Genomic DNA, 24,299 nt, shown 5'->3' with positions numbered 1-24,299 from the left:
CGATTGCGGTCAATGAAGCGCCACTGGGGTGCGAGGATGGATCGGAGCTCACCGGCGAGTGCAACGGCAGTGATAAAACGCCGGCCGACGGTTAATGAACGTTACGAGCTGTCCCCATTGCCGCCAGGCGCACGGCAGGCTAGGCTGTTCAGCTCATGGGCCGCCGCGTGGCGGCTTGAACGTTGCACAGGGAGTCTCTTTTATGACGGGTATTTTGCAGTTATTCCAGGCCATCGGACTGGGTTTGGTGCTGCTGTTGCCGCTGGCCAACCCGCTGACCACGGTGGCGTTGCTGCTCGGGTTGTCCGGCAATATGACGCGCGAAGAGCGTAATCAGCAGTCGCTGATGGCCTCGGTTTATGTGTTCTGCATCATGACGGTGGCGTTTTACGCCGGCCAGGTGGTGATGAACACCTTCGGCATTTCGATCCCCGGCCTGCGCATCGCCGGCGGCCTGATCGTCGCCTTCATCGGTTTCCGCATGTTGTTCCCGCAACAAAGCGCCGATGAGGCGCCGGAGGTGGAGAGCAAGTCACACGAGCTGCGCCATAAGACCTCGGCCAACATCGCCTTCGTGCCGCTCGCCATGCCGAGCACCGCCGGGCCGGGCACCATCGCGATGATCATCAGCTCAGCCTCGAGCGTCAAAGATAACACGCTGGGTTTTGAACCCTGGGTGCTGACGGTGGCGCCGGTCGCCATCTTCCTGACGGTCGCGGTGATCCTGTGGGGCTGCCTGCTCAGTTCCGGCGCCATCATGCGCTTGGTGGGGAAAAGCGGCATCGAGGCGATCTCGCGCCTGATGGGCTTCCTGCTGGTGTGCATGGGCGTGCAGTTCATCATCAACGGCGTGCTGGAGATCATCTCCACCTATACGCCGGCCGCCGCTTAAAGATCAAAAACGGGCGCGTCGTCGCGCCCGTTGCCGTTATTTCCCCGTCGGCGCCTGCGCGCCCAAAATGCCTTTGCCTTCCGGCACTTCGGTAAAGCGGCTGAGGATCTCGCTGTAGGTCTTGGCCGGATCCAGATCCGGGAACTGCGCCGGATAGATAAACTTCGCCAGATACTCCAACCCGACAATGTTGTACGGATGGTTGTAGAAGTTATGGTAGATGCCGTAGAACCGCCCTTCTTTCACCGCCGACACCTGCGCGAAGCCCGGGCGCTGTTTCATGCGATTGAAAGCCTCATCCACCTGCTGTTGCGTGACGCCATAGCCGAACGGCACCGCGGCGTTGGTCTTGCTGGCCCACTGCGAGCCGGAAACGATGTAGGCATCCGGTTTCATGGCGATCACCTTTTCCAGCGCCACGTCGCCGGTCGCGCCCGGCAACAGCGCAGAGCCGATGTTGCGCGCGCCGACCGCTTCCACCAACGCGCCCCAGCCGACGTGCGCATGGGTGAAGCAGCAGGACTCCAGCCCGTTCAGGCCGGCCTTGGCTTCAAAGAACACCAGCGGCTTGGGTTCCACCGCCTGCGTCTTGGCCAGAATGGCCTGATAATGCTGCTGATAATAATCGGTATATTGCTTGGCTTCACTTTCCCGGTTGAGGGTTTCCCCCAGCAGCGTCACGCTTTTCGGCGTGTTTTCCACCGGCTTGAGCATGGTGTCGATAAACAGCACCGGCACATTCAGCGCCTTAAGCTTATCCAGCACGCCGGTTTGGCTCAGCGAAGGTTTGGAACGCAGCTGGGCGATCATCAGATCGGGCCGCTTGGCGATCACGCTCTCCAGATTCACTTCACCTTTGTCGCTGAATCCCATATCGATGATGTTTTTCGCTGCCGGCCATTTGCTCTGCAAGATATCCCAGGTCGCCGCGTCGCTTTTCTTCAACAGGTTATTCCAGGCCACCAGCCGGCCGAACGGGTTGGCGCGATCGAGCAGCGCCAGCGTGAGAATGTCGCGCCCGTCCTGCACCACGATACGTTTCGGTTCTTGCTGGAGGGTGAGCGTCTGGCCGGAGGTGTCGGTCAGGGTCAGCGGATAGGTGGTGGCCATCGCCGGAGAGGCGAGTAAGGCGGCGCAAATCAGCGCCGGCAAAGTGATTCGACGATGCACGAAAGACTCCTTAGTCATGAACGCAATCAGGAAATACTAATGAGAATGGCTTGCATTATCAAAGATAACGCCCGGCAACCCGACGATTAATTGCAAAGGGATGTGTAACGCAGGATTGAGAGGCGCGCCGAAAGCGGCGCGCCCAGGGGATCACACCAGGCCGTAAATCAGCGCCGACAGCGCGATCAGGCCCATCACCAGCACGAAGACGTTGCTCGCCGCGCGGTATTTGCGCATCGCCGGCACCGCGCGCACCGCGTACATCGGCAGGATAAACAGGATAGCCGCAATCAGCGGGCCGCTGATGGTTTCGATGATGTGCAGCGCACTGGGGTTCCACACCGTCGCCGCCCAGGTGAGCAGGAACAGCGAAACCGCCGAGATGCGGTGCGTCATGCGCGAGCTGAGCGGTTTGCCGACCGCGCGCGTGACGCCGTCGATCAGGCTGGTCGCCCCCTCCGTGACCCCCAGCGAGGTGCCGAGATAGGATTTCGCCATTGCCAGCATCGCCATCACCGGGCCGAGATAGGCGATCAGCGGGTTGGAAAACTTGTTGGCCAGGGTGGTCAGCACCGTGATGTTCTGATCTTTCGCCTGCTGCATGTCTTCATGGGACAAACTCAGCACGCAGCTGAACACGAAGAACAGCACGGTGACGCAGATCAGCACATAGCTGTAGCGCATGATGCGCGCGCAGCGGCGTTCCGCCTTATCGCCATACAGGCTCTTCTGGGTCGAGGCGAAGGAAGAGATGATCGGCGCATGGCTGAAGGAAAACACCATCACCGGCACCGCCAGCCACAGCGAATGCCACAGCCCCGGCGTGTCGAAGCGGGTGGCGGCCAGGTCGTGAACGAAATTGGCGGTATTCCAGCTCGGCATCAGGTACAGCGAAATGCCCATCAGGAACACCAACAGCGGGAACACCAGCATGCCCATCGCCGCCACGATGCTGTCTTTGCCGCGCAGCAGCACCAGATTGAGCACCACCACCACCGCCAGGCTTAGCCAGATGCGCGGCAGCGGCGCCACGTGGAACTGGTGGATCAGGAAGCTGTCCAGCGCATTGGTGATCGAAATGCTGTACACCAGCACGATCGGGAAGAACGCCATCAGATACAGCATCATGATGATTTTGCCGGCCAGTACGCCGAAGTGTTCGACCACCACATCGTGAATATTGCCGTCGCGGCTGGAGCCGGAAAGCACGAAGCGGCTGAGCGCGCGGTGCGGCAAATAGGTCAGCGGGAAAGCGAACAGCGCCATCAACAGCAACACCAGCGGGCCATTCAGGCCGGCGTTGATCGGCAAGAACAGCGTGCCGGCGCCCACCGCGGTGGCATAGAGACCGAACATCCAGACGGTGTCGGTTTTGTTCCATTTGGCGGGCTGAGCGGCCGTCAGCGTGCCTGAATCGGGAGAAATCGTACTCATGAGACAGTCTACCTTAATCTGCGGCGCCAACGATTGCGCCTAACGGGATATCCTTCTCCGCGAATTTTTTAATAATAATCAGTGAATTAAAGCGATACTTCATACTTGCGCCTGATGAAAGGACGGCAAAGGATAATGAAAAATCCGTTGTGGGTCTATGTTTTATCGGCCGAACGAACGATTTACGAACAGGAAATGCTGAAAAAACCGGCGCACCCAGTAAAAACTAAGGGCCCCTTGCGGAGCCCTTAAACGGTTTACTTCTTCGCGTCCGGATGGTCCGGCACCTCGGCGCTGCCCATCTCCTTCTCGTCGCGGATCATCGAGCGGTCTTTACGCACGTCGGCCACGTCGGAGGCGCTCACCGGTTTGGCGCTGTTGCCCCAGCTGGTGCGGATGAAGTTCACCACGTCCGCCACCTGCTGATCGTTCAGACGCCAGCCGAACGGCGGCATGGTGATGTTGGACACCGCCCCCTGCACCGCCGGCGTGGTGTTGCCGGTCAGCACGATGTGGATCAGCGAGGTCGCGTCCTCGGTCTGCACCACCGGATTGCCCTTCAGCGATGGGAAGGCGCGCTTGTAACCCACCCCGTCGGTGCGGTGGCAGGCCGCGCAGTTATCGACATACAGCGCCGCGCCGGGCTTGCTGTCGTCGCCGCGCCACAGATCCTTGGCCACGCTGTCTTCGACCGGCGCCGCCTGCTGCTTGCCGTCTTTCGGCGGCAGCGATTTCAGGTAGCGTGCGATAGCGGTCAGATCGTCGTCGCTCAGGTATTGCAGGCTGTGCTCCACCACGTCGCTCATGCCGCCGAATACGATCGCCTTGTCGTTACGGCCGGTTTTCAGGAACTCGGTCAGCTCGGCTTCGCTCCAGCTGCCCAGGCCGTCCTTGTTATCACCGCGCAGGCTGGAAGCCACCCAGCCGTCGATCGGCGCGTTGCTGCCGGACAGGTAATCGTCGCTTTCGCTGTTGCTCAGCGCTTTTTCCTGCATGGTGATGCTGCGCGGGGTATGGCAGGCGCCGCAGTGGCCCAGGCCTTCCACCAGGTAGCGGCCGCGCTCGATCACCGGATCGGCCTTGGCGTCGGCGACGAAGTCCGCCGGCGACGGCGCGAACATGCCGCGCCAGATGCTCAGCGGCCAGCGCATCGACAGCGGCCACGGGATGTCGGAATCCTTGTTGGCCTGCTCCACCGGCTGCACGCCGTGCATGAAATAGGCATACATGGCGCGCATGTCGTCTTCTTTCACCAGCGCGAACGACGGGTACGGCATCGCCGGATACAGGGTGCTGCCGTTTTTGGCTACGCCCTTACGCACCGCGTTGTCGAAATCCTCGAAGCTGTAATCGCCGATGCCGGTTTTCTTGTCCGGCGTGATGTTGGTGGAGTAGATGGTGCCGATCGGCGTCTCCATCGCCAGGCCGCCGGCGAAGGTTTTGCCGCTCTTGCCGTCGGTGTGGCAGGCCACGCAGTCGCCGGCGCGCGCCAGGTATTCACCGCGCTTGATCAGCTCGCTGCTGACGGTGGCGTCCTGCGCCCAAACGGAAAAACTCACTGCACTGAGAACCAGTGCCGGTACAAATGCTTTCATCGTTCGCCGTCCTTATGCCTGCACCAATGGGCCTGGGTTTTTCAGATACTGCTCGCGAATGGCGCGGGCAGACCAGTAAGCCAGCGCCGCCACGGTGCCGGTCGGGTTGTAGCCCAGCCCCTGCGGGAAGGCCGATGCGCCGATCGAGAACACGTTGTGCACGTCCCAGCTCTGCAGATAGCGGTTGACCGCGCTGGTCTTCGGATCTTCTCCCATCACCGCGCCGCCGTTCATGTGGGTGGTCTGGTAGCTGGTGGTGTCGAAGTGGCTGTTGGCGTTTTTCGGGCTGCCGGCGATCAGTTTCGGGTTCATCGCCTTGGCGATCGGCGCCATTTTGTCATACATGAACTGCGCCATCTTGATGTCGTTCTCCTGCCAGTCGAACGTCATGCGCAGCAGCGGCTGGCCAAAGACGTTCTTGTAGTTGGGATCGAGATCCAGATAGTTGTTGCGGTACGACTGGTGCGCGCCGTGGGCGTCCATCGAAACGTGGTGAGTGTAAGCATCCGCCACCGCCGCTTTCCATTTGCTGCCCCAGGCCGGAGTGCCCGGAGGTGTCGGCAGACCGGAGATCGGCTTGGTGCCCGCCTGGTTGACCCAGAACGGCGAACCGCCGACGAAGCCTTCTTTGGCATGGTCGAAGTTGTCGGCGTTGAAGTCGTCCACGCCCACGCCGTTGCCGCCGGCGCCGATAAACGGGTTGGTGAACACGTCTTTATCGAAGAACGCCTTGATGGTGGTCATGTTCTGGTAGGCGAAGTTACGCCCGACCACACCCTCGCCGGTCACCGGATCGTAAGGCTTGCCGATGCCGGACAGCAGCATCAGGTGCACGTTGTGGAACTGGAACGCGCCCAGGATCACCAGATCGGCCGGCTGTTCAATCTCGCGCCCCTGCGCATCGACGTAGTTCACGCCGGTGGCGCGGGACTTGTCGTCGGTCAGGTTGACCTTCAGCACGTTGGCGTTGGTGCGCAGCTCGAAGCGTTTCTCCATGCGCAGCGCCGGCAAGATGTTGACGTTCGGCGAGGCCTTGGAATACATGTAGCAGGCGTAGCCGCTACAGAAACCGCAGAAGTTGCACGGGCCCATCTGCGCGCCGTACGGGTTGGTGTAAGAATCCGAGGTGTTGGCGGACGGCAGGTTGTAAGGGTGGTAACCCACCTCCAGTGCCGCCTTCTCGAACAGTTGGGCGGAGTAGGTATTTTTCTGCGCCGGCAGCGGGAAATCGTCGGAGCGATCCGGCGCAAAGCGGTTGCCGCCCTTCTGCGCCACTTTCTGCCCTTTGATGGTCCAGGCGGTGCCGGAGGTGCCGAACACTTTCTCCGCCTTGTCGAAGAACGGTTCCAGCTCGTCGTAGGTCACGCCGAAGTCCTGGATGGTCATGTCCTTCGGAATGAAGTTTTTGCCGTAGCGCTCTTCATAGTGGCTGCGCATGCGCAGTTCGATCGGATCGACGCGGAAATGCACGCCCGACCAGTGCAAACCGGCGCCGCCGACGCCGGTGCCCGGCAGGAACGCCGCCAGCTGGCGGTAAGGCACCGCGGTCTGGCTGCTATTATGGCGAATGGTGACGGTGCTTTTCGACAGATCCTGGAACAGTTTGCGGCGGATGTTATAGGTCAGCTCGTCGATCACCTGCGGATAAGACCCGTCCGGATAGGTGTCGCGCATCGGGCCGCGCTCCAGCGCCACCACGTTGAGGCCGGCCTCGGTCAGCTCTTTGGCCATGATCGCGCCCACCCAGCCGAAGCCGACGATCACCGCGTCTACTTTTTTCATTACCGTTGCCATGCTTAGCCCCTCTCCCCACGAATCGAGACCGGCGGGAAGGGATAACGCTCCCCTCGCTCAACCCAGTCCATAAAATCGGCGCGCGCGCCCGGAAAATTAATCAGCTTCCAGCCCACCATGTCTTTGTTGCCGCCATGGATGGGATCGCTGAAGAAACCTTCGCGGGTGTTTTGCAGCAGATAGGAGAAGAACAGTTTCGACGGCAGCTGCGGGAACTCCGCCTCGCCGGACTCGAACTTTTGCAGCATGGCGTCTTGCTGCGCGCCATCCAGTTCGGCGAAGGCCTTGCCGGCGGTTTTCTTGCTGTAGGCGTCGGCGTCACTGATGCCGAGGTTGTAGATTTGCTTGGGCACCAGCGGCAGCTGATAGCCCATCTCCTTCGGCACATCGGGGTTGAACGGCCCCTGCATGTACCAGATGGCGCCGGTGGCGTACGGGGTATTCATCTGGCGATCGATAAACTCCGGCACGCCGGCTTCCAGTGCGCCTGGGCCGCGCTCGTCGGCCGGGATCAGGCGCGCCACGGCGGCCTTGATGAAGGCCCACTCTTCCGGGGTGAAAAAGGTCGGTTGGTAATCGTTCTGCGTTGAGGTGTTCGAGGCCGCGACCGCCGGTGTCGGTGCCGTCAGCGCGCCAACGCCGCTGCCACCAATTACCGCCGCAGGAATTAAGGTCATCGATTTCAACAAGAAATCGCGCCGCGAATTGTTGGTTTTATGATTCGACATGTCACATTCCATCCAAAGATAGTCACAACTATTTAACCGCAACCTTGCGATCGATACGGGTTTTTAAAATAATTTGTTACTTATTTGTATATTTATTGAAGGTCAGAATGCATCCAAGCGCAAAAATGTTACCGGTAACTTATTGAATGAACGTAAAGATTTATCTGCTAACGTAAATTTAACTTTTCGTGCGGTTTTTCCGATAAGCGGTGAGGAAATAACGAAAAATGAGAAGCAGCTCGCGCGCTGGAAGGATGCTGGAAACAAAATCGGCCGCATTCAGCGGCCGATTAGACAAGAGAGAGGGTTACTGCGACATCGCCTGATAGGCGGTGGTCACCTTCCACAAATAGCGCGGTGCCTGTGGCGCCGGATGCTTTTTCTGGATGTGCTGATAAAACTCATCCGGGCTCATCTGATTGATGCGATTGACCGCCACGCGCTTGTCCGATGAGAAGGTACGCAACATGGCGCCCGCCCCGTTCACGTACGAAACGATGGTGGCATAACGCAAAGTCTGTGGGTTGTTGATCCCGGCTAGCTGCTGGCTTTGAAGAATATTGATATAGGCCGTTCCCAGATCAATATTGACCGCCGGATCCTTCAGCTCACGCGAGCTGGGTTGCCCGCTTCTTCCTTTCATGCGATAGGCGTCACGGCCGGCGGTAGAAGCCTTAAGCTGCATCAATCCCACTGCGTTCGAGGTGCTGACCACGTTCGGGTTAAACCCGGACTCCACCTGAATAATCGCTTTAATCAGCGTTTCGTCAACGCCGTAGTTGCTGGCGGCCTGACGAATGTAATCGTTATAGGCAACCGGCGTGCCTGTGCGGTTTACCGGTGCCTGCGGAGGGGGTTTTAACCAACCGCCGCGCGTTGTGCCACTGCCTGAAATATTGCTTGCCGTTTGCGGATCTTTGGCGCACCCCGACAAAAGCAAAATTGCCGTAAGGCAACCTATTTTTGTTTTCACAGAATCCCTCACTCCTTTCAATGAGTTGCGTAGCATATACAACTTGTAAGGACACCTGCAGTAATTTTTTGGGCTAATCTCAAGCTATCCATATACCAAGAGGTGATTTATGAGTCAATCTGCAACAAACTGCTTTGTGGTGACTTTTCGCTATCAGGAAGAAGGATTAACCGACCTGGCAAAGCTGACCGGGCAATTGACGCGCGAAGGTTTTGTCACGTCGGTGACAGACGAAAATGGCGTGCACCATGAGCTCGGCAGCAACAGTTTTGCGTTCATAACCGTGCTGGATCAAGAGGATGTACAGCGCCTGGCGCAGGGGTTCGGCCAGTTGGCATTGGGAAAACAGCCGGAGGTGGCGATATGCGCCTGTAAGGACTACCTTCAGCGGTTACATACTGATACATAAAATGCTATAACTTCCCGGAGGGTATTATTTTTTCAGTTGGAGATGTACCCCGCCGGCGGTGGGCAAGTGACGCTTGACTTCGCTTCAATTGATATTGATAATCATTTTCATTTGAACCAGGAGACGTCATCATGCCATTGATAAGTTGCGCTTTTCGTCGCAGTCGCCCTTTCCGCGCTGCCACACTGTTACGCCCTTTCACGCTCGCCTGCCTGCTGCTCGGCGCCGCCTTGGTCAGCCAAAACGCGCTGGCGGAAAAAAAGCTGCGCGTGGTGACGACCTTTACCATCATTCAGGACATCGCCCAGAACGTGGCGGGTGATGCCGCCGTGGTAGAGTCCATCACCAAGCCGGGCGCCGAGATCCACGACTATCAACCGACCCCGCGCGATATCGTCAAAGCGCAGCACGCCGACCTGATCCTGTGGAACGGCATGAACCTGGAACGCTGGTTCCAGCGTTTCTTCGAAAACATCAAGCAGGTGCCGGCGGCGGTAGTCACCGAAGGCATTACCCCGCTGCCGATCCGCGAAGGGCCGTATAACGGCAACCCTAATCCGCACGCCTGGATGTCGCCGAGCAACGCGCTGGTATACATCGAGAACATCCGCAAAGCGCTGGTGGAGCACGATCCGGCCAACGCGGCAACCTATAACCGCAATGCCAAGGCCTACGCAGAGAAAATCGGCGCGCTGGACGCCCCGCTGCGCGAACGCTTGGCGCGCATTCCGGCCGCACAGCGCTGGCTGGTGACCAGCGAAGGCGCCTTCAGCTACCTGGCGCAGGACTATCAGCTGAAAGAAGTCTATCTGTGGCCGATCAACGCCGATGAGCAAGGCTCGCCGCAGCAGGTGCGCCGGGTGATCGACGCAGTGCGCGCCCACCATATTCCGGTAGTGTTCAGCGAGAGCACCATTTCCGACAAGCCGGCCAAACAGGTGGCGAAAGAAACCGGCGCCAAATACGGCGGCGTGCTGTACGTAGACTCGCTGTCCACCCGCGACGGTCCGGTGCCGACCTACATCGACCTGCTTAACACCACCGTGCAAACCATCGCCAAAGGATTCGATCAATGACCCATGAACCGTTTGTCCGCCCTGAGTTGAACGTGGACGACGTCACAGTGACCTACAACAACGGACACACCGCCATTCACAACGCCAGCTTTACCCTGAGCGGCGGTTCGATCTGCGCGCTGGTCGGCGTCAACGGCAGCGGCAAGTCGACGTTGTTCAAAAGCATCATGGGCCTGGTCAGGCCCACCGCCGGCCGGGTGTCGCTAAGCGACAAACCGGTGGCGGAGGCGCTGAAAAAGAATCTGATCGCCTACGTGCCGCAGACCGAAGACGTCGACTGGAACTTCCCGGTGCTGGTGGAAGACGTGGTGATGATGGGCCGCTACGGCAAGATGAACTTCCTGCGTATTCCGTCGCGCGAGGATCGGCTGCGGGTCGACAAGGCGCTGGAGCGCGTCGGCCTGAGCGAGCTGCGCGGCCGGCAGATCGGCGAGCTGTCGGGCGGCCAGAAGAAGCGCGTGTTTCTGGCGCGCGCGCTGGCGCAACAGGGCACCGTGCTGCTGCTGGATGAACCGTTCACCGGCGTGGATGTGAAAACCGAGAATGCCATTATCGATCTGCTGCGCGCATTGCGCGACGAGGGGCACCTGATCCTGGTCTCCACCCACAACCTCGGCAGCGTGCCAGAGTTTTGCGATCGGGTGATCCTCATCAACCGCACGGTGCTGGCCGCCGGCCCGACCGAAACCACCTTCACCCAGAGCAATCTGGAGCAGGCGTTCGGCGGCGTGCTGCGCCATATCAACCTCTCCGGCCCGGATCTGCACGATGACAACGATCCGCGCACCGTTACGGTGTTGACCGACGATGAGCGCCCGGCGGTGTTCTACGGCCACACCAAGAGCGATCCGCCGGCCAACAGCCAGGCCAGGGAGAAACAATCCTGATGCTGGACCTTCTGCTGCAACCTTTCAGTTACAACTACATGGTGAAGGCCATCTGGGTCAGCGCCATCGTCGGCGCCGCCTGCGCGTTCCTCTCCGCCTACCTGATGTTGAAAGGGTGGTCGCTGATGGGCGACGCGCTGTCGCACTCGGTGGTGCCCGGCGTGGCCGGCGCCTACGCCCTCGGCCTGCCCTACGCCGCCGGCGCCTTCTTCACCGGCATGCTGGCGGCGCTGGCGATGACGCTGGTGCGCCACATCACCCGGCTGCGCGAAGACGCCATCATCGGCTTTATCTTCTCCACCTTCTTCGCCGTCGGCCTGCTGATCGTGTCGCTCAACCCCACCTCGGTCAACGTGCAGTCGATCATCTTCGGCAACATCCTCGGCATCGCCGATGAAGACGTGCTGCAGGTGGAAATCATTATCGGCGTTTCGCTGCTGATCCTGTGCCTGGTGTGGAAAGACCTGCTGGCGGTGTTCTTCGACGAAAGCCACGCGGTGTCGATCGGCCTGTCGCCGCTAAAGCTGAAGATCCTGTTCTTCACCCTGCTCAGCGCCTGCACCGTCGCCGCGCTGCAAACCGTCGGCGCCATTTTGGTGATCGCCATGGTGATCACGCCTGGCGCTACCGCCTATCTGTTGACCGATCGCTTCAGCCGGCTGGTGATCATCGCCATCATCATCGGCGCATTGACCAGCGGCATCGGCGCCTACCTGAGCTTCTTCCTCGACGGCGCCACCGGGGGGGTGATCGTCACCCTGCAAACGCTGGTGTTCCTCGCGGCGTTCTTCTTCGCGCCGAAACACGGCCTGCTGGCGTCCCGCCGCCGCGTGGCGCATTCGCAAACCGGAGGCCGCTGATGGACACCCTGTATCAACTGCTCAGCGAACCCTTCGCCTACCCGTTCATGCAGCGGGCGATCGTCGCCGCCATCGTCACCGGCGTAGTGTGCGCAGTGCTCTCCTGCTACCTGGTGCTCAAAGGCTGGTCGCTGATGGGCGACGCCATCTCGCACGCGGTGCTGCCCGGCATCGTGGTGGCGTTCGTGGTCGGCATTCCGCTGGCGATCGGCGCCTTCCTTTCCGGCATCTTCTGTGCGGTAGCCACCGGCTACCTGAAAGAGAACAGCCGGGTGAAAGAAGACACGGTGATGGGCATCGTCTTTTCCGGCATGTTCGCCTTCGGCCTGGTGCTGTTCTCACGCATCGATACCGACCAACACCTGAGCCACATTTTGTTCGGCAACATGCTGGGCATTACCGACGGCGAGCTGAAGCAAACCCTGCTGATCGCCGGCATCACCCTGGCGGTGGTGCTGCTCAAGCGCAAAGACTTCATGCTGTACTGCTTCGATCCGCATCATGCGCGGGTGATTGGCCTGCCGGTCAAGCTGCTGCACTACGGGCTGCTGTGCCTGCTGGCGATGACCATCGTCGCCTCGCTGCAGGCCGTGGGGGTGATCCTGGTGATCGCCATGCTGATCGCCCCGGGCATCATCGCCTTTATGCTGTGCCGCCGCTTCGAACGCATGCTGGTGGTGGCGACGGTAGTGTCGGTGTTCTCCTGCGTGCTTGGCACCCTGATCAGCTTCCACATCGACGGCGCCACCGGGCCCTGCATCGTCATCGTACAGGCCGTGCTGTTCGTTATCGCCTTGTTGTACAGCAAGCTGCGTCCGTTACAGCGTAACCAAAACGCCCTCACCGGCGGTTAATCCCCTCCGATGCGGCGATGCCCTCTGCTCGCCGCATCGCCTGCCCCCGCTCATTGCGTTGTTGTCATCAAGTTGCAACCGGTATTGCGCTTAAATCAATCAATAGGGTATATACTTTGAGCTGGCGAGACGCTGAAAAAATCGCCACCTTTGACGCCGGCTGTGCGCCGCGTCGTGTTTTCACCACGGGAAAGACGCTAACCTAATGAATTATCAGGCAGCACAGAGGGGGAGATACCATGTGGCAAGCCGTTAGCCGTCTGTTAAGTGAACATCTTGGCAGCGCAGAGATACGCGAAAGGATTGAACTGCCCGGGGGCGACATTCACCCGGCGTGGCGCGTGAGTTACGGTGACAACGAGGTGTTCGTGAAATGCGACGCCCGTGAACAACTGCCGATATTCACCGCCGAGGCCGATCAGCTGGCGTTGCTGGCACGCAGCAAAAGCGTGCGGGTGCCGGAAGTGTACGGCGTCGGCAGCGATCGCGACTACAGCTTCCTGCTGCTGGAGTATCAGCAGTTGAAACCCCTCGACGCCCACGGCGCCTACTGCCTGGGGCAACAACTGGCGCATCTGCACCAGTGGAGCGAGCAACCGCAGTTCGGTCTCGACTTCGACAGCGATCTGACCACCACCCCGCAACCCAACGCCTGGCAGCGCCGCTGGTCGGAATTCTTCGCCGAGCAGCGCATCGGCTGGCAGCTGCAGCTGGCGGCGGAGAAAGGCATGACCTTCGGCGATATCGACGACATCGTCGATCGGGTGTATCTGCGCTTGCAGCACCACCAGCCGCAGCCTTCCCTGCTGCACGGCAACCTGTGGCCGGGCAACTGCGCGATGACCACCAACTGGCCGATTCTGTTCGACCCGGCCAGTTACTGGGGCGACCGAGAGTGCGATTTGGCGATGCTGCCGCTGTATCCGGAGCTACCGCCGCAGATCTACGACGGCTATCAGAGCGTGTGGCCGCTGGGTGCCGGGTTTATCGAGCGCCAGCCGCTGTATCAGCTGTACTACCTGCTCAACCGCAGCAACCTGTTCGGCGGCCAGCATCTGGTGGCTGCGCAGCGCGCGGTGGAGGCGCTGTTGCAGCCCGAGGCGTCGTAACGTTCCGGGGCGCCGCTCGGCGCCCCGTTCATGCCTCAGGCCGCGCCGGCCAACTGCCCCAACAGGCGGATCACGAACCAGGCGATCACCGCAATCACGATCGGCAGGATGTACAGCGGGAAGTATTGCAGGAAGATGGTGTGGTGCGGCAGCGTAATGCGCTCCTCCAGCTGCTGGCGCGTGTGCCCTTCGCTGCCCTTGGCCTGCTCCAGGATCATCTGGTCTTCCAACCCTTCGCGGATGAACTTGACCTGGCGCGACATGCGCGCGCCGGAAGCCTGCAGCGCCAGCCCGACGAAGATCAGTATGTAGATGATGATGAACATCAGATTGGCGCCGCTGAACAGGCTTTTATCCACGTCAGGCACCGGGGAGTTGTACCAGAAAAGATTCAGGAACGGCGTATTGAAACGCACCATGTCCACCATCACGTGGACAAAATCCAGCATCACCGCGTTGATACCCTTGGTTTTTTCACTGTGCTGGTAGACAAAGCCCAGCACGGAAATCAGCGTCGACAGCAACGCCGGGATAAAAACCACCCATCCGAGAATGCGTTTCAAAATGGCGATACGCCCGGCCTGTTGATACGTCATGTGTTCCCCTTGTTAGCGACGTAACCGAATCGGCTAAGTCTACCTGCAGTTGGCGAAGCTCGCCCACCGTTTTCTTCATTCCCGCTGTGCTACAAGCTTAGCCGAATTCGCCGAAATCAACTGCTTAACGCCGTCCGGGCACTATCATTGAAGAGATAAAGTTATCCATTCGGGCAGAGGCCGCCATGATTCGACTGATTATCTTATTGCTGGGCGCGCAGGCGCTGCACGGCCAGCGCCGCCTGCTGGTGCTGTTCGGTTGGCTGTGGATAGCCGCAGGGGCGCTGGTGCTGTTCGACATACTGCAGGATGGCCGATCCGTGCTGGCGCTGGATGCGCTGGCGGTCATCCTGGCGCTGGAGGGGCTGGTGGCGATATCCGCCGCGCTGGTGATCGGCTCTTCCGCCAGCAGGCCAGTGCTGCTGAAGGGGCTGGGCTTCGTGTTTATGGCCTTTTTAATGTTGGACGTGCCCGCAGACGATAACATCGTCGCCACCGTGGTGTTTGGCAGCGCGCTGCTGCTTGACGGCGCCGTGCGCATCGCCTCCTCCACGGTGATTCAACACAGTCGATGGAAAGCCGTGGCGCTGGCGGGCGGCGGCGAGATCCTGCTTTCGTTGATGATTTTTGTCGGCTGGCCGGCGCCGCACCGGATGACGGTGCCCTTTTGCCTCGGCGTGATGATGGTGCTTTCCGGCTGGGCTTTATTGCGTATCGCCCGGAGGCTGGCAAGCTTCTCTCTGAATCAGCACCCCGCGCGGCAGCCACCGCCCCCGGCGGACGAGGCTACGCCGCTCACGGTGTATGTCTGGACACCGATTGGTGCGGCTAAAGATCCACGCCGGCGTTACATTGTCGACCGATACATCGCGGCGGTCGACGGCGGCGGCAATATCTCCACCGGTCATGCCGCCCTGGCGCTCGCGCCGGATGTGTATATCAGTCACTACCCGCTCAACGACATCAGCCATTCCGTTCAGGATTTCCGCCAGTTGCTGCATGCCGGCGAACAGAACAACGTCGACGGGCGTTTCCTGCCCGACCTGCCGGGCGAGATCGCCGCCTGGTGCCCGCCGGACAAGAAAATTCAGTTCTATCGCTATAACCCGGCGGCGCTGCGCGCATTCTGGCTGCGGTATCGGCAGGACGCGACTTACAACCTGACTCGGCGCAACTGCTCCACCACGGTCATCGGCGCGCTCGACAGCGCGCTGGAGGGCGTGCTGGGCGATAAACATCTGTGGCGCCGTTTTCTGTTATTGGTGCTGGATCCCAATCTGTGGATGCTGGCGGTGTTGCGCAGCCGTGGCGAAAGCATGACCTGGACGCCGGGGCTGGTGCTGGACTATGCCCGCATGTTGCAACAGGTCACCGAGCGCCAACACCAACGCTGGTGGTTAAAATTACGCGAGGTGTGGAATATCCTTCGCTTTGGCAAAAGCCAAACGCGCAGGCAAAGATTTTAGTCTCGCCGCCGGCGATGATAGAGTGTCGGCACATTCACCCGCGCCGGCAGGAGTTAACCGTTAATGGCTTATTCGCAACGCATTGAAACCGCAATTTTTGATATGGACGGCTTGTTGATCGACTCGGAACCGCTGTGGCTGCAGGCCGAGCTGGATATCTTCGGCGCGCTGGGTCTGGATCTGTCCGATCGCCACAAGCTGCCGGACACCCTGGGGCTGCGCATCGATCTGGTGGTGAAGATGTGGTACCAGGCGATGCCGTGGCAAGGCGTATCGCTCGATGAGGTGTCGGCGCGGATTATCGAACGGGCCATCGAGCTGGTGCACGAGACGCGCCCGCTGCTGCCGGGCGTCCGGCAGGCGCTGGAGCTGTGCCGCGAGCAGGGGCTGAACATCGGCCTCGCCTCCGCCTCGCCGCTGCACATGCAACGGCAGGTGCTGAAGATGTTCGATCTTGAGGGCTACTTCGATCAGCTGGTTTCCGCCGAATACCTGCCGTATAGCAAACCGCATCCGGAGGTCTACCTGATCGCCGCCGAGCGCCTGGGCAGCGATCCGCTGCGCTGCATCACGCTGGAAGACTCCTTTAACGGCATGATCGCCACCAAGGCCGCGCGCATGCGTTCCATCGTCATCCCCGCCGCCGAATACCGCCACGATCCGCGCTGGGCGCTGGCGGACCACCAGCTGGAGACCCTGGAACAGCTCACCCCCGCCCACTTTGCCTGACCTGCGGCGCCGGCCACCGGCGCCCTGGCTTTGCCGCTCTGCGCATAAAGGGGATCCACGCCGCAAAACAAACGAAACAGTGTTTCATTATTATTGAATTGGCATGTTGTTATTATTATGCTGGGCGGCAGGGAAAGCGACGGCCCGCGGAGCGTTGTCACTGCCACGCAGCGCTGTTCAAGGCCGCCGCTTCCTCCCGCCGCACGCCAAACAACCGCCCTCGTTTCTTTCCGTTCCGCACCCGCCCATCGCCCGCCGTTAATTCTCACCGGTCAAAATCGATGATTTGTTACGCATTGCCGTAACAACCCGTTGTAAAACAGGGGAAAATAAACAATTGGTTACAGGGTAACTGCTTCCACTACTGGGAATTTTCCCATATACTGGATAAATTAACAGTTTACCAGCCGGAATCGCAACAGCATGACCGCGGAAGGACACCTTATATTCTCTGTCGCTTGCGCGATCTTCGCCAAGAAGGCGGAAGTGACGCCAGAGCTGGCTACCGGCGACTGGTGGCACATCATACCCGCCGCGCTGCTGACCTCGCTGCTGCCGGACATCGATCACCCCAAGTCGGTGCTGGGCCAGCGTCTGCGCTGGCTCGCCATTCCCATCGCCCGCGCATTCGGCCACCGCGGTTTCACCCACAGCCTGCTGGCGATCGCCGGCGGCATGGCGCTGTTCCAGTTGGACGTGCCGCGCAGCTGGCCGATCCCGGCCGACGCGCTGCACGCCATGATCATCGGTTACTTCAGCCATCTGCTGGCCGATATGCTCACCCCCGCCGGCGTTCCGCTGCTGTGGCCGTGCCGCTGGCGTTTTCGCCTGCCGCTGCTCAACTCGCAAAAGGGCAACCAGCTGGAGCGTGTGTTGTGTCTATGCCTGGTGGCGTTTGCCATCTGCTGGCAAGGTGATTTCACCCTGCCGGTGCAATCCTATGTCGAGCAAATCAGAAATATTAGACCCTGATCACAAAAACCCGCTCAACCAATCACCTTCATGTATATAAAACGAACAAAAACACACAAAAAGCTATATCAAATTCCATTTGGATATAAGTAGGCCACCCGGCAAACTGTTACGATATTTACATCGCGACATACGTGATGCGTAGTCGTTTTTATAAGAAAGATGATTGGAGACATTGGGGATGAATTTTCCGCTCGTGATTAACGTGCTGGTGTTTGTCGCGCTCCTGTTGCTGCTGGCGCAAACCCGCCACAAGCAATGGAGCCTGGCGAAAAAAGTGCTGGTCGGCCTGGTGGTCGGCGTGGTGTTCGGTCTGGGCCTGCAGCTGGTGTACGGCTCCGACAACCCGGTACTGAAAGAATCCATCAGCTGGTTCAACATCGTCGGCAACGGCTATGTGCAGCTGCTGCAAATGATCGTCATGCCGCTGGTGTTCGCCTCGATCCTGAGCGCGGTGGCCAAGCTGCATAACGCCTCTTCTCTGGGCAAAATCAGCGTCCTGACTATCGGCACGCTGCTGTTCACCACGCTGATCTCGGCGCTGGTGGGCGTACTGGTCACCAACCTGTTCGGCCTGACCGCCGAAGGCCTGGTGCAGGGCGCGCAGGAAAGCGCGCGCCTGACGGCAATCCAGACCAACTACGTGGATAAACTGGCCGACCTGACCGTGCCGCAGATGGTGCTGTCGTTCATCCCAAAAAACCCGTTCGCCGATCTGACCGGCGCCAGCCCGACGTCGATCATCAGCGTGGTGATTTTCGCCACCTTCCTCGGCGTGGCGTCGCTGCAGCTGCTGAAAGACGACAAGCCGAAAGGCGAGCGCGTGCTGGTGGCTATCGACACCCTGCAAGCCTGGGTGATGAAGCTGGTGCGTCTGGTCATGAAACTGACGCCGTACGGCGTGCTGGCGCTGATGACCAAAGTGGTTGCCGGTTCCAACATTCACGACATCGTCAAGCTCGGCAGCTTCGTGGTGGCCTCGTACATCGGCCTGGGCATCATGTTCGTGGTTCACGCCGCCCTGCTGGCCTTCACCGGCGTTAATCCGCTGAAATTCTTCCGCAAGGTGTGGCCGGTGATCACCTTCGCCTTCACCAGCCGCTCCAGCGCCGCCAGCATTCCATTGAACGTGGAAGCGCAGACCCGTCGCCTGGGCGTGCCGGAATCCATCGCCAGCTTCTCGGCGTCGTTCGGCGCCACCATCGGCCAGAACGGCTGTGCAGGCCTCTACCCGGCAATGCTGGCGGTGATGGTTGCGCCGACCGTCGGCATCAACCCGCTGGATCCGGTGTGGATCGCCACCCTGGTCGGCATCGTCACCATCAGCTCCGCCGGTGTGGCGGGCGTGGGTGGCGGCGCCACCTTCGCCGCGCTGATCGTGCTGCCGGCGATGGGCCTGCCGGTAACGCTGGTCGCGCTGCTGATCTCGGTCGAACCGCTGATCGACATGGGCCGTACCGCGCTGAACGTCAACGGCTCCATGGCGGCGGGCACCATCACCAGCCAGCTGATGAAGCAAACCGACAAAACCGTGATGGACAGCGAAGACGAAGTCGAATTGGCTCACCGTTAACGCCGTCTCAAAACGAAAAAACCGGGGATTCTCCCCGGTTTTTTTTATGCCCCGCGCCCGGTCGTTACGGCCGCTCGCCGTCCGCCAGCCGCCGGTTGATGTCGGCGATAACGCCCGGCAATTGCGCCAGCGTGTCTATCACATAATGTGCGCCCGCCGCATACAGCTTATCGGCCGCCGCCGTACGGCGCAGCTCGATCTCTGCCGCCGCCATTTGGCGGTACTCCTGCCAGGTCGCGCCAAACTCGTTGCCGGACAGCGCCAGCCCGACGCTCCACATCCCGGCGTTCAGCCCTTCATGAATGCCCGGCACCGCGTCGTCCACCTTCACGCAGTGCGCCACCGCATCGATGCCCAGCGCGATGGCATTCTGCAACGCCATCCACGGCCCCGGCCGCCCGCCGGCCGCAAGATCGTCAGTGGCGACCCAGTAATCTGGCGCGTAGCCGCGCTGCGCGGCGGCAGGCACCAGCACCTCCATCACCGCACGCGGATAACCGGAGCAGGAGCCGATTTTAATGCCCTGTTCGCGCAGCCCGGCAATCACCTGTGGCACACCCTCGATGGGATTGGCGAAGTCGATCACTTTGGCGATTTGCAGCGGCATAAACGCCTGATACAGCGCGTCGATGTCCTGGTGGCTCATCGAGCGGCCCAGCTTCTGCCGCCAGCGCGCGTCGACCGCCGGCAGCTTGCCCAGCGCCTCGATGTGCTGCCATTTGCCCAGCCCCATCGGAATGCGCGCCTCCGCCAGGCTGATGTCGATATCGAAGGTTTGTTTAAACGCCTCGACGAAAATCTGCGTTGGCGCAAAGGAGCCGAAGTCCACCGTGGTGCCGGCCCAGTCGAGGATCACTGCGTTGATCTGTTTCATGGTCAATCCTTATTGATTCCAATACATCGCCTGCCCGACGGCCGCCAGCAAACGTTCGATATCTTGCGGGTAAATTTCCCCGATGTTGCCGATGCGAAAGCAGTCGCTCTGCGACACTTTGCCGGGATAGATCACAAACCCTTGCTGCTTCAGGCGCTGATAAAATTCGGCGAAGCGGTAAGTGTCGGCCTTTGGCGAATAGAATGCGGTGATGATCGGCGAATGCAACGCATCATCCAGCAGAGTCTCAAAGCCCAGCTCGCGCATGCCCGCCACCAGCCGCCGCTGATTGGTTTGATAGCGGTGGTGGCGCGCGGCAATGCCGCCCTCTTGCTCCAGCTCTTTCAGCGCCTGCGCGAAGGCCAGCACGGTGTGGGTCGGCGACGTAAAGCGCCATTTGCCGGCCTGGTCTTCCATACAGCGCCACTGGGCATACAGATCCAGCGACAGCGAGCGTGAACGGCCGGCGCATTTCTCCAGTTCGCTGCGGCGGGCGATGACGAAAGCGAAGCCCGGCACGCCCTGAATGCATTTGTTGGCGGAGCTGATCAGAAAATCGATGCCCAGCGCGTCCACATCCAGCGGGATGCCGCCGAAGCTGCTCATGGCGTCGACGATAAAGGTCTTGCCGTTGCGCGCCGCCAGGCCGGCGACCTTCTGCAGCGGGTTGAGCATGCCGGTGGTGGTTTCGCAGTGCACCATGGCGATATGGCTGATGCGCGCATCGCTTTTCAGCACCGCCTCCATCGCCGCCACGTCCGGTTCATTGACCTCGCCGCAGTCGAAAGCGTGGTGGTCGATATCCATCAGCCGCGCCATTTCGATCATCCGCGCCCCATAGGCGCCGTTGTTGACGATCAGCAGCTTGTCCTGCGGGCCGATGGCCGTGCCCAGCACGCCCTCCACCGCAAAGCTGCCGCTGCCCTGCAGCAACACCGAAGTGTAACCGGCGGACGGCGTCGCCAGCGCCACCAACTGCTGGCGGATGCTTTGCACCACGCCCAGGTTGTAATCTTCATCCCAGGTGCAGCTGTCGAACAGCATCGCCTCTTTTACCGTTTTCGACGTGGTCAACGGGCCGGGGGTCAACAGCAGGTAGTTACGATCGGACATGTTATTCACCTATTTGGTCTATACCAGATTACAAGCATTGTGGCGGCAAATTCCTTCCCCGGTCAAACGACAAAGCGCGGTGAAACAAAAAATTCATCTGGCTATGTATAATAAGCGCGTGCCGGAATGACGGGCCGATGCCATAGCGAGATGAAATGAAAGAACATCAGGGCGATATGCCCCACTACCTGCAGATCAAGGATCAGCTTCAGGCGCGCATCACCCGCGGCGCGCTGCAGGCGGGCGACAAGCTGCCTTCGGAGCGCGAGCTGTGCGCCATCTTCTCCACCACCCGCGTTACCATTCGCGAGAGCCTGGCGCAGCTGGAGGCCACCGGCGCCATCTATCGCGCCGATCGCCGCGGCTGGTTCGTCACGCCGGAACGGCTGTGGCTGGATCCGACGCAGAACACCAACTTCCACCGCCTGTGCCAGGAGCAGGGGCGCGCGCCGCGCACCGCGCTGCTGTCCGGCGAAAAAACCACGGTGCCGCTTGACGTGATGCAGCCGCTGGCGCTCGAACCCTTCGACCAGGTGTATCTGCTGCGCCGCGTGCGCTACGCCGACGGCCGCGCCATCTGTTATTGCGAAAACCACTGCCTGCCGCAGCGGGTGCCGGAACTGCTCAGCCACGATCTCAACGGCAGCCTGACCGAAGTCTATCAACAGCATTACGCATTGATTTACAGCAACATGCACCTGTCGTTCTACCCGACGGCCCTGCCTTACCGCGCCGCCAACGCGCTCGGCGCCATGGTCGGCCTGCCCGCCTTATTGCTGCGCCGGTTGAATTACGACCAGCACGGCCGCATTCTTGATTTCGATATCGAGTACTGGCGCCACGACAGCCTGCGCATCGAAGTCGATACGCTTTAACCCCGCATGACAGGGGCTGCGCCCACCGCCCCGCCTTTCTCCCCTACGCCCAATTCCCCGTTGCCGGCAAATATATTTTGCCGCTTTCATTTGTTTGTCATATTCGCCGATTAGCGTGGCCGCATATCTGGTGTATACCAGTCACGCATAAATCCGCAACAGTGAGGCTGAAGCTATGAAACTTTCTCGTCTGGTCGTGATGACCGCCATCGCACTCGGCTCCGCGCCGGCCTGGGCCGCCGACGCGGTGGTGACCGTCTACTCCGCCGATGGTCTGCACGCCGGCGATCACAGCTGGTATCAAACCCAGTTCGGCGCCTTCACTCAGGCAACCGGCATCAAGGTGCAGTACGTCGAAGGCGGTTCCGGCGCCATCGTAGAGCGGCTGTCGAAAGAGCGCAGCAACCCGCAGGCCGACGTGCTGGTGACGCCGCCGCCGTTCATCCAGCGCGCCGCCGCGGAAAAACTGCTGCAGGATTTCACCCCGCAGGATGCGGCGCAGATCGCCGATGCTCAGCCGCAGTTCGTGCCGCTGGTAAACAACTACCTGAGCTTCATCTATAACGCCAAACTGTTGCCGCAGGCGCCCGCCAGCTATCAGCAGCTGCTGGATGCGCAGTTCCACAACAAGCTGCAGTACTCCACGCCGGGCCAGGCCGGTGACGGCACCGCAGTATTGCTGCAGGCGTTTCACAGCTTCGGTAGCAAAGACGCCGGTTTCGACTACCTCGGCAAGCTGCAAAGCAACAACGTCGGCCCTTCCGCTTCCACCGGCAAGCTGACCGCGCTGGTCAATAAAGGCGAGCTGTTGGTGGCCAACGGCGATCTGCAGATGAACCTGGCGCAGATGCGCAGCAACCCGAACGTGCAGGTGTTCTGGCCGGCCGGCCCGGACGGCAAGCGCAGCACGCTGGCGCTGCCTTACTATGTCGGCCTGGTGCAAGGCGCGCCGCAAAGCGCCAACGGCAAAAAGCTGATCGACTTCCTGCTGAGCAAAGAAGCGCAGAGCAGCGTTAGCGCCATGTCCTACGGCATGCCGGTGCGTAAGGACGTCATCCCGACCGACGATAACTTCAAGCGGTCGCAGGCGGCGCTGAAAGGCGTGGACATCTGGGCGCCGGACTGGAATCAGGTGGTAAGCAGCCTGTCCGCCGATATCTCACGCTGGCACAAGGTGACCGAATGACGCTGACAATGCCTTCTACCCTCTCTTCCCGCGCCGAGGCGCGGGATAACAGCCTCGACATCGCCGGGCCGTCGGGCATCCAACTCGACCGCGTCAGCGTGTCGTATCGCGGCACCGAAGTGCTGAAACCCCTGACGCTCACCATCGCCCCGGGCGAAGTGCTGGCGCTGATCGGCCCCTCCGGCTCGGGCAAAACCACCGTGCTGCGGGCGATCGCCGGTTTCGTGCAGCCTTCCGCTGGGCGTATTGCCATCGGTGACGTCGATGTCACCGACATGCCGCCCTATGAGCGCGGTCTGGGCATGGTGGTACAGAACTACGCGCTGTTTCCGCATATGCGCGTCGAGGACAATGTGGCGTTCGGCCTGCGCGCCCAGGGCAAGCCGCGCGGCCTCACCGCCGAGCGCGTCGAGGAGGCGCTGGCCATCGTCGGCATGTCCGCCTACGCCAGGCGTTATCCCAGCCAGCTCTCCGGCGGCCAACAGCAGCGCGTGGCGATCGCCCGCGCCATCGCGGTGCGACCCAAAGTCTTGCTGCTGGATGAACCGCTGTCGGCGCTGGACGCGCAGATTCGCCACAGCATGGTGGAAGAGATCGCCCGCCTGCACCGCGAGCTGCCGGAGCTGACCATCCTGTACGTCACCCACGATCAGGGCGAAGCGCTGACGCTGGCGGACAAGATTGGCATCATGCGCGACGGACACCTGATCGCCCACGGCGAGACCCGCGCGCTGTACCGTCATCCCACAAACCGCTTCGCCGCCGAGTTCCTCGGCCGCGCCAACCTGCTGCCGGCCACCGCGCTGGAAACCACCGCCGGCCAAGGCATGACCACCGTCAGCTGCGCTGGAAAAGTGATCGGCTGTTTCACCTACGGCACACAACGCGGCTTCGACAAACTGCTGTGCATTCGGCCGCAGCATATTGCGCTCGATGCCGATGCCCAGCGCAGCAACTGCATCGTCGGCACGCTGCGCGATATTCACTGGCAGGGGGAGTTGACGCACCTGCAGTTCGACGCGCAAGGCCACCCGCTGCGCGTGGTCACCACCCATCAGAGCCGGATGCCGCAGATCGGCGAGCGCGTGCCGCTCTATTTCGCCCCTGACGACGCGGTACTGATCGAGGACTGAC

At 60.7% G+C, this 24,299-nt stretch carries 23 protein-coding genes; 14 read left to right on the top strand and 9 right to left on the bottom strand.

Annotated elements, in window-relative coordinates; genetic code table 11:
* Window positions 1–202 precede the first annotated feature (202 nt).
* The gene (locus SSARUM_RS10305) at window positions 203–892 is read left to right on the top strand and encodes a MarC family NAAT transporter (RefSeq protein WP_033646318.1); all 690 of its coding nucleotides are present in this window, start codon (window positions 203–205) and stop codon (window positions 890–892) included.
* 36 nt (window positions 893–928) lie between these two features.
* Here SSARUM_RS10305 and SSARUM_RS10300 read toward each other — a convergent pair whose 3' ends face one another.
* The 6 genes from SSARUM_RS10300 to SSARUM_RS10275 form a co-directional block, all read right to left on the bottom strand.
* Window positions 929–2,062 (bottom strand): ABC transporter substrate-binding protein, encoded by a 1,134-nt coding sequence (locus SSARUM_RS10300; RefSeq protein ID WP_033646319.1) that lies wholly within the window; start codon window positions 2,060–2,062, stop codon window positions 929–931.
* Window positions 2,063–2,212: 150 nt separating this feature from the next.
* On the bottom strand, window positions 2,213–3,496 hold the full coding sequence (locus tag SSARUM_RS10295; protein WP_060429957.1) for an SLC5/6 family protein: 1,284 nt from the start codon (window positions 3,494–3,496) through the stop codon (window positions 2,213–2,215).
* Between the two features lie 257 nt (window positions 3,497–3,753).
* A complete protein-coding gene (locus tag SSARUM_RS10290) occupies window positions 3,754–5,091 on the bottom strand; it encodes a c-type cytochrome (protein WP_060429956.1) in 1,338 nt (445 codons plus the stop codon).
* A gap of 12 nt (window positions 5,092–5,103) precedes the next feature.
* Complete coding sequence (locus SSARUM_RS10285; protein WP_004931432.1) at window positions 5,104–6,885, bottom strand: GMC family oxidoreductase; 1,782 nt, start codon at window positions 6,883–6,885, stop codon at window positions 5,104–5,106.
* A gap of 2 nt (window positions 6,886–6,887) precedes the next feature.
* Window positions 6,888–7,613 carry a gluconate 2-dehydrogenase subunit 3 family protein gene (locus SSARUM_RS10280; protein WP_033646320.1) on the bottom strand — a complete coding sequence of 242 codons (726 nt, stop codon included), beginning with the start codon at window positions 7,611–7,613 and terminating at the stop codon, window positions 6,888–6,890.
* A 307-nt stretch (window positions 7,614–7,920) separates the two neighbouring features.
* Window positions 7,921–8,586 carry a transglycosylase SLT domain-containing protein gene (locus SSARUM_RS10275; RefSeq protein ID WP_004931439.1) on the bottom strand — a complete coding sequence of 222 codons (666 nt, stop codon included), beginning with the start codon at window positions 8,584–8,586 and terminating at the stop codon, window positions 7,921–7,923.
* Between the two features lie 109 nt (window positions 8,587–8,695).
* Here SSARUM_RS10275 and ghoS point away from each other — a divergent pair, with 109 nt between their 5' ends.
* The 6 genes from ghoS (at window position 8,696) to SSARUM_RS10245 (ending at window position 13,781) form a co-directional block, all read left to right on the top strand.
* On the top strand, window positions 8,696–8,995 hold the full coding sequence (gene ghoS / locus SSARUM_RS10270; RefSeq protein ID WP_033646321.1) for a type V toxin-antitoxin system endoribonuclease antitoxin GhoS: 300 nt from the start codon (window positions 8,696–8,698) through the stop codon (window positions 8,993–8,995).
* Between the two features lie 131 nt (window positions 8,996–9,126).
* Window positions 9,127–10,071 (top strand): metal ABC transporter substrate-binding protein, encoded by a 945-nt coding sequence (locus tag SSARUM_RS10265; protein WP_033638313.1) that lies wholly within the window; start codon window positions 9,127–9,129, stop codon window positions 10,069–10,071.
* Window positions 10,068–10,958, top strand: a complete 891-nt coding sequence (locus SSARUM_RS10260; protein WP_033638312.1) for a manganese/iron ABC transporter ATP-binding protein — start codon at window positions 10,068–10,070, stop codon at window positions 10,956–10,958. Before SSARUM_RS10265 ends, SSARUM_RS10260 begins: the two co-directional genes overlap by 4 nt.
* Window positions 10,958–11,818 (top strand): iron/manganese ABC transporter permease subunit YfeC, encoded by an 861-nt coding sequence (yfeC, locus tag SSARUM_RS10255; RefSeq protein ID WP_015377686.1) that lies wholly within the window; start codon window positions 10,958–10,960, stop codon window positions 11,816–11,818. Before SSARUM_RS10260 ends, yfeC begins: the two co-directional genes overlap by 1 nt.
* Window positions 11,818–12,672 carry a metal ABC transporter permease gene (locus tag SSARUM_RS10250; protein WP_033646322.1) on the top strand — a complete coding sequence of 285 codons (855 nt, stop codon included), beginning with the start codon at window positions 11,818–11,820 and terminating at the stop codon, window positions 12,670–12,672. Before yfeC ends, SSARUM_RS10250 begins: the two co-directional genes overlap by 1 nt.
* 239 nt (window positions 12,673–12,911) lie before the next feature.
* A complete protein-coding gene (locus SSARUM_RS10245; RefSeq protein WP_060429953.1) occupies window positions 12,912–13,781 on the top strand; it encodes a fructosamine kinase family protein in 870 nt (289 codons plus the stop codon).
* A 35-nt stretch (window positions 13,782–13,816) separates the two neighbouring features.
* Here SSARUM_RS10245 and SSARUM_RS10240 read toward each other — a convergent pair whose 3' ends face one another.
* Window positions 13,817–14,377: a YniB family protein gene (locus tag SSARUM_RS10240; RefSeq protein WP_033638308.1), complete on the bottom strand. Its 561-nt coding sequence runs from the start codon at window positions 14,375–14,377 to the stop codon at window positions 13,817–13,819.
* Between the two features lie 185 nt (window positions 14,378–14,562).
* Here SSARUM_RS10240 and SSARUM_RS10235 point away from each other — a divergent pair, with 185 nt between their 5' ends.
* The 4 genes from SSARUM_RS10235 to SSARUM_RS10220 all read left to right on the top strand — a co-directional run bounded on the left by SSARUM_RS10235 (window position 14,563) and on the right by SSARUM_RS10220 (window position 19,117).
* Complete coding sequence (locus SSARUM_RS10235) at window positions 14,563–15,843, top strand: HdeD family acid-resistance protein (protein ID WP_033646324.1); 1,281 nt, start codon at window positions 14,563–14,565, stop codon at window positions 15,841–15,843.
* A 63-nt stretch (window positions 15,844–15,906) separates the two neighbouring features.
* Window positions 15,907–16,572 (top strand): hexitol phosphatase HxpB, encoded by a 666-nt coding sequence (hxpB, locus tag SSARUM_RS10230; RefSeq protein WP_033638306.1) that lies wholly within the window; start codon window positions 15,907–15,909, stop codon window positions 16,570–16,572.
* A gap of 423 nt (window positions 16,573–16,995) precedes the next feature.
* Window positions 16,996–17,544 (top strand): metal-dependent hydrolase, encoded by a 549-nt coding sequence (locus tag SSARUM_RS10225; protein WP_033638305.1) that lies wholly within the window; start codon window positions 16,996–16,998, stop codon window positions 17,542–17,544.
* Window positions 17,545–17,725: 181 nt separating this feature from the next.
* Entirely contained in the window at window positions 17,726–19,117 is a 1,392-nt protein-coding gene (locus tag SSARUM_RS10220; protein ID WP_060387638.1) for an L-cystine transporter, read from the top strand.
* A gap of 64 nt (window positions 19,118–19,181) precedes the next feature.
* Here SSARUM_RS10220 and phnX read toward each other — a convergent pair whose 3' ends face one another.
* Together phnX and phnW are read right to left on the bottom strand one after the other, a co-directional pair.
* Window positions 19,182–19,991 (bottom strand): phosphonoacetaldehyde hydrolase, encoded by an 810-nt coding sequence (gene phnX / locus SSARUM_RS10215; RefSeq protein WP_033646325.1) that lies wholly within the window; start codon window positions 19,989–19,991, stop codon window positions 19,182–19,184.
* A gap of 9 nt (window positions 19,992–20,000) precedes the next feature.
* Window positions 20,001–21,104, bottom strand: a complete 1,104-nt coding sequence (gene phnW / locus SSARUM_RS10210; protein ID WP_033646326.1) for a 2-aminoethylphosphonate--pyruvate transaminase — start codon at window positions 21,102–21,104, stop codon at window positions 20,001–20,003.
* A gap of 155 nt (window positions 21,105–21,259) precedes the next feature.
* Between phnW and phnR the strand changes: the two genes are divergently transcribed.
* The 3 genes from phnR (at window position 21,260) to phnT (ending at window position 24,298) form a co-directional block, all read left to right on the top strand.
* Window positions 21,260–21,979 (top strand): phosphonate utilization transcriptional regulator PhnR, encoded by a 720-nt coding sequence (gene phnR, locus SSARUM_RS10205; protein ID WP_033638301.1) that lies wholly within the window; start codon window positions 21,260–21,262, stop codon window positions 21,977–21,979.
* A gap of 175 nt (window positions 21,980–22,154) precedes the next feature.
* A complete protein-coding gene (locus tag SSARUM_RS10200; protein ID WP_060429950.1) occupies window positions 22,155–23,165 on the top strand; it encodes a 2-aminoethylphosphonate ABC transporter substrate-binding protein in 1,011 nt (336 codons plus the stop codon).
* Window positions 23,166–23,167: 2 nt separating this feature from the next.
* A complete protein-coding gene (phnT, locus tag SSARUM_RS10195) occupies window positions 23,168–24,298 on the top strand; it encodes a 2-aminoethylphosphonate ABC transport system ATP-binding subunit PhnT (RefSeq protein WP_369819441.1) in 1,131 nt (376 codons plus the stop codon).
* Window position 24,299: the final 1 nt, after the last annotated feature.

The organism is Serratia sarumanii (assembly GCF_029962605.1).
GTDB classification, from domain to species: domain Bacteria; phylum Pseudomonadota; class Gammaproteobacteria; order Enterobacterales; family Enterobacteriaceae; genus Serratia; species Serratia sarumanii.
Note: the sequence above shows the minus strand (reverse complement) of the source record. Positions and strands in the feature narration are given on the sequence as shown.